This window comes from Actinomadura geliboluensis (genome assembly GCF_005889745.1).
Taxonomy (GTDB): domain Bacteria; phylum Actinomycetota; class Actinomycetes; order Streptosporangiales; family Streptosporangiaceae; genus Spirillospora; species Spirillospora geliboluensis.
Genome location: NZ_VCKZ01000593.1, coordinates 1 through 4104, shown reverse-complemented (window position 1 = coordinate 4104; position 4104 = coordinate 1). Strand labels below are relative to the sequence as shown.

Sequence of the window (4104 nt, the reverse complement as noted above, 5' to 3'; positions counted from 1 at the left end):
CCCCCGCACCCAACCTAGGGATCACATGCCAATGCCCCTGCCCTCCTTCCCCGCCGCGGACGAGAAGCCGCTCGACACCTGCGTCCGGCTGCGTGAGATCGCCCCCGTGGTCGAAGTGGAGTTCCCGGGAGGCGTCGCCGCCTACCTGGCGCTGACCCACGACGCCGTGAAGGAGATCCTCGCCGGAGACAACAGGACCTTCCTGCGGGAGCCCGAGAACTGGCCCGCCCTGTACGACGGGACGATCCCCGAGGACTGGCCGCTGCGCGCCGTCGTCCAGGGAGGCCACCTGTCCACCAAGGACGGCGACGACCACCGGCGGCTGCGCGGCCTGGTCGGGAAGGCCTTCACCCCCGCGCGGATCAAGGCGATGGAGCCGCGCGTCCAGCAGATCGTGGACGAACTCCTCGACAACGTGATCGCCGCCGGCGACGGCGTGGACCTGGTCCCCGCCTTCACCGAGGCGCTGCCGATGTGGGTGATCTGCGAACTGTTCGGCGTGCCCGCCGCGGACCGGACCCGGATGCGCAACTGGACCGCCGCGCTGCTGGCGCACACGACACCGCCGGAGGAGGCTTTCGCGACGCAGAAGGCCCTTCAGGCGTACCTGCACAACCTGGTGGACCGCAAGCGGGAGAACCCCGGCGACGACCTCACGTCCGGCCTGGTGCAGGCGCAGGACGAAGGGGACAGGCTCACCACCGAAGAACTGGTCGGCGTGCTGTGGCTGATGCTCGTCGCCGGCCACGAGACGACCGTCCACATGCTCGGCCACGCCATCCTGGCGCTGGCCCAGCACCCCGACCAGCTGGCACTGGCCAAGGCCGAGGACCGGTGGGACGACGTCGTCGAGGAGACCCTGCGCTACCGCCACTCGGTGATGATGACCAGCTGGCGCTTCACCGCGCAGGACGTGACCATCGCCGGGGTGGACATCCCCAAGGGCCAGGCGGTCGGCGTCGTCTACCAGGTGACCGGCATCGACCCGGCCGAGCACGGCGAGACCGCGGACCAGTTCGACATCACCCGTGAGCAGAACACGCGCCTCAGCTTCGGCCACGGCCCCCGCTACTGCATCGGCGCGTCGCTGGCCCGCCTGGAGGGACGGCTGGCGCTCGCCACGCTGTACCGGCGGCTGCCCGACCTCGCGCTCGCCATCGACCCGGACGACGTCCCCTACTCCCCGTCCTTCTTCACCATCGGCCCGCTCTCCATCCCCGTCACCCTCGGCCTCTGACTCCCGCACGCCCGGCCCGGCGGCGCCCAGCCGCCGGGCCGACCCGCGCCCTGGCAGCCGGCGGATGTTGGATCGTGTCCTGTCGGTGAACAACGTGATGGGTGGGCGACGCACGCACGTTGAACTCCATTGTTTTGACCGCCTGAACCGATCCGCGATTTAAAGGGCTGCTCCAAACCATTCCGTCCACGTCGGCGACGGTGCCGGAAAAATGTTCAGCGGCACGTGGCGGCAAGGCGGCGGGCTGCTACAGAGGCAGGGCCGGGTCCCGGACGGTGAATTCCTCGACATCGGCACCGACCTGCTCTGCGCTCTGAAACGCGACGCTGAGCGCGGACGCGCTCGCCGAGCAGGGGCGCATCGACCCGCCAACTCCCACAACACGAGCAGGCTCCACGGTGTGCTCCGCGCCCCTGACCAGGCGCCCCATACATATCGGGGTCGTCTGACCGGGCCTGCCGCCACCTGCGAGTTCCCCGCAGGAACTGGGCCCGCGCGGTCGCCTCCGCAGGCTGCATCCCCGCCTTTGACGCGGTCTTGGCGGCCATTGGAGACAGTCTTTCCGCCAGTGGAATCAGATGGACACGTCCTTTGAGATCAAAGTCACTCACTCCCCGTTTACGACTTGCGAGCGCGGGCAGGTCAAACGAATGCTGGATCTTACATTCGCTTAGTATTTAGGCTCTGGGAGCACAAAAATGCGGCGGGTCGAGTCCAAGCCTGTTCCACTCTTCCCCGGCCCGAATGACGTCTTCGCGGCCATCGGACGGGGAATCTTCGCGGGGCTGGCAGGAACGGCGGTGATGACCGCAGGGCAGCGTGTGGAGATGAGGTTGCGCGGTCGTCAGGGCAGCACAAGCCCCGGCGATCTCGTCGCGGGTCTGCTGGGTGTCGAGGCGATCGACGAGGCACAGAGACGGCGGTTCTCTGACCTGGTCCACTGGACATGGGGCACGGGATGGGGTGTGCCGCGCGGGCTGCTGCGTTCGTTCGGTCTGCGCGGAGTTCCCGTCGTCGTCGCGCACTTCACGATGGTGGTGGGCACCGACTGCTGGCTGCTGGCGTCCAGGGGCTTGGCGCCGCCGCCGTGGCGCTGGACGCGTCAGGAACTGATCTTTGAATTGCTGCACAAGGGGGTCCTCGTCGGCACCACTCACCTTGCGTTTCGGCTGCTGGAGCCTTGATGGGCAGGGCTCGTCGCGCGCTGCACGACAGGAAACGCCCCGGTGCGGCGTCCGGTCGCGTGGCCGACCCGGTCCCCTTGGGCTCGCCGCAAGCGCGGTGGCTGCTGGCGGTGACGGTGCTGGGGTCGGGCATCGCGTTCCTGGACGGCACGGTGGTCAACGTGGCGTTGCCCGCGATCGGCCGGGACCTGGGCGGCGGTCTCGCCGAGCAGCAGTGGGTACTGGACGGGTACCTGCTGACGTTGAGCGCGTTGCTCTTGGCCGGCGGCGCGGCCGGAGACCGCTACGGCCGCCGGCGGGTGTTCATCGGCGGTCTGGTGCTCTTCACCCTGGCCTCGCTCGCCTGCGGGCTGGCGCCCACCGGCGGCACGTTGATCATCGCCCGGCTGGTTCAGGGCGTGGGGGCGGCGGCACTGGTGCCCGGCAGTCTGGCGTTGATCGATGCGGGCATCCGCGAGCAGGACCGGGGCCGCGCCGTGGGGCTGTGGGCCGGGATGTCGGGGGTCACCTCGGCGCTGGGCCCGTTCGTGGGGGGCTGGCTCGTCGACGCGGTCTCCTGGCGGTGGGTGTTCTGGATCAACGTGCCGCTGGCGGGAGCGGCACTGGTCATGGCACTGCGGCACCTGCCCGAGAGCCGCGACCCCACCAGCCGGAGCCGCGGCCGGTTCGACGTCGCCGGCGCGGCCCTGGTGACGCTCGGTCTGGCCGGAGTGATCTACGCGCTCATCGAGGGGCCGAGCCGCGGCTGGCGGCCGGCGACCATCGTCGCCGCCGCCGCGGGTGCCGCCGCGATCGTCGTGTTCCCGCTGGTCGAGGCGCGGGTGGCGGCGCCGCTGCTGCCACCCGTCCTGTTCCGCTCCCGGCAGTTCACCGGCGCCAACCTCACCACCCTGGCGGTGTACGCCGCGCTCGGCGGAGCGCTGTTCCTGCTCACGCTGCAACTGCAGCAGAGCCTGGGGTATTCGGCTCTGGCGGCCGGGCTGGCCACGCTGCCCACCACCGTCATCATGCTGCTCGCCTCCCCGCGGATGGGCGCGGTGGCGCAGCGTACCGGGCCCCGGCTGCCGATGACCGCCGGCCCGCTGGTGGCCGCTGCCGGGCTGGCGTTGATGGCCCGCATCGTGCCGGGCGCGGGCTATGCCGGAACGGTGCTCCCAGCGGTGGTGATCTTCGGGATCGGGCTGTCGCTGACGGTCGCGCCGCTGACGACCACGGTGCTGGCCTCGGTGACCGAACGGCACGTCGGAGTCGCCTCCGGGGCCAACAACGCGATCTCCCGGATGGCCGGGCTGCTCGCCGTCGCGGTGCTGCCGTCCGCGGCCGGGATCAGCGCCGGCCCCGGAGAGGCCCTCGGCCCGGGTTTCTCCCGCGCCATGCTCATCGCCGCCGCAGTGTGCGGCGCGGGAGGGCTCATCGCACTGGCGACCGTGCGCACCGCCGCCACCGTGGACCCGCATCCGCTGCCGGGTATCAACCAGGCCTGTCAGCACCCCTGCACTCGCAAGCCTTCACCACCCGCGGACGACCAGACCGCTCGCTCGGGCGTCTCCGAGGACCCGGGTTAGGCAGACTGGTCGGCCACGGGGTCACGCGCCGGCGTTGCCGAGCAGCCGTTGCATCTGAGACAGCTCCTCGGCGAAGGCGTCGCGGCGGGTGCGCGGACCGCACGACAGCAGCAGACGC

At 70.8% G+C, this 4104-nt stretch carries 3 protein-coding genes; all 3 read left to right on the top strand.

Annotation, left to right across the window (positions count from 1 at the left end):
* The first annotated feature begins 31 nt into the window (after window positions 1-31).
* The 3 genes from ETD96_RS41995 to ETD96_RS41985 all read left to right on the top strand — a co-directional run bounded on the left by ETD96_RS41995 (window position 32) and on the right by ETD96_RS41985 (window position 3986).
* Window positions 32-1237: a cytochrome P450 family protein gene (locus ETD96_RS41995; RefSeq protein ID WP_138642053.1), complete on the top strand. Its 1206-nt coding sequence runs from the start codon at window positions 32-34 to the stop codon at window positions 1235-1237.
* A gap of 698 nt (window positions 1238-1935) precedes the next feature.
* Window positions 1936-2421, top strand: a complete 486-nt coding sequence (locus ETD96_RS41990) for a hypothetical protein (protein ID WP_138642052.1) — start codon at window positions 1936-1938, stop codon at window positions 2419-2421.
* Window positions 2421-3986: an MFS transporter gene (locus ETD96_RS41985; protein ID WP_138642051.1), complete on the top strand. Its 1566-nt coding sequence runs from the start codon at window positions 2421-2423 to the stop codon at window positions 3984-3986. The genes ETD96_RS41990 and ETD96_RS41985 overlap by 1 nt, the downstream gene beginning before the upstream one ends.
* Window positions 3987-4104 lie beyond the last annotated feature (118 nt).

Bases quoted from the DNA above. Each gene is read 5' to 3' on its own strand.
- ETD96_RS41995 (WP_138642053.1), top strand. From the start codon at position 32: ATGCCCCTGCCCTCCTTCCCCGCCGCGGACGAGAAGCCGCTCGACACC.
- ETD96_RS41990 (WP_138642052.1), top strand. From the start codon at position 1,936: ATGCGGCGGGTCGAGTCCAAGCCTGTTCCACTCTTCCCCGGCCCGAAT.
- ETD96_RS41985 (WP_138642051.1), top strand. From the start codon at position 2,421: ATGGGCAGGGCTCGTCGCGCGCTGCACGACAGGAAACGCCCCGGTGCG.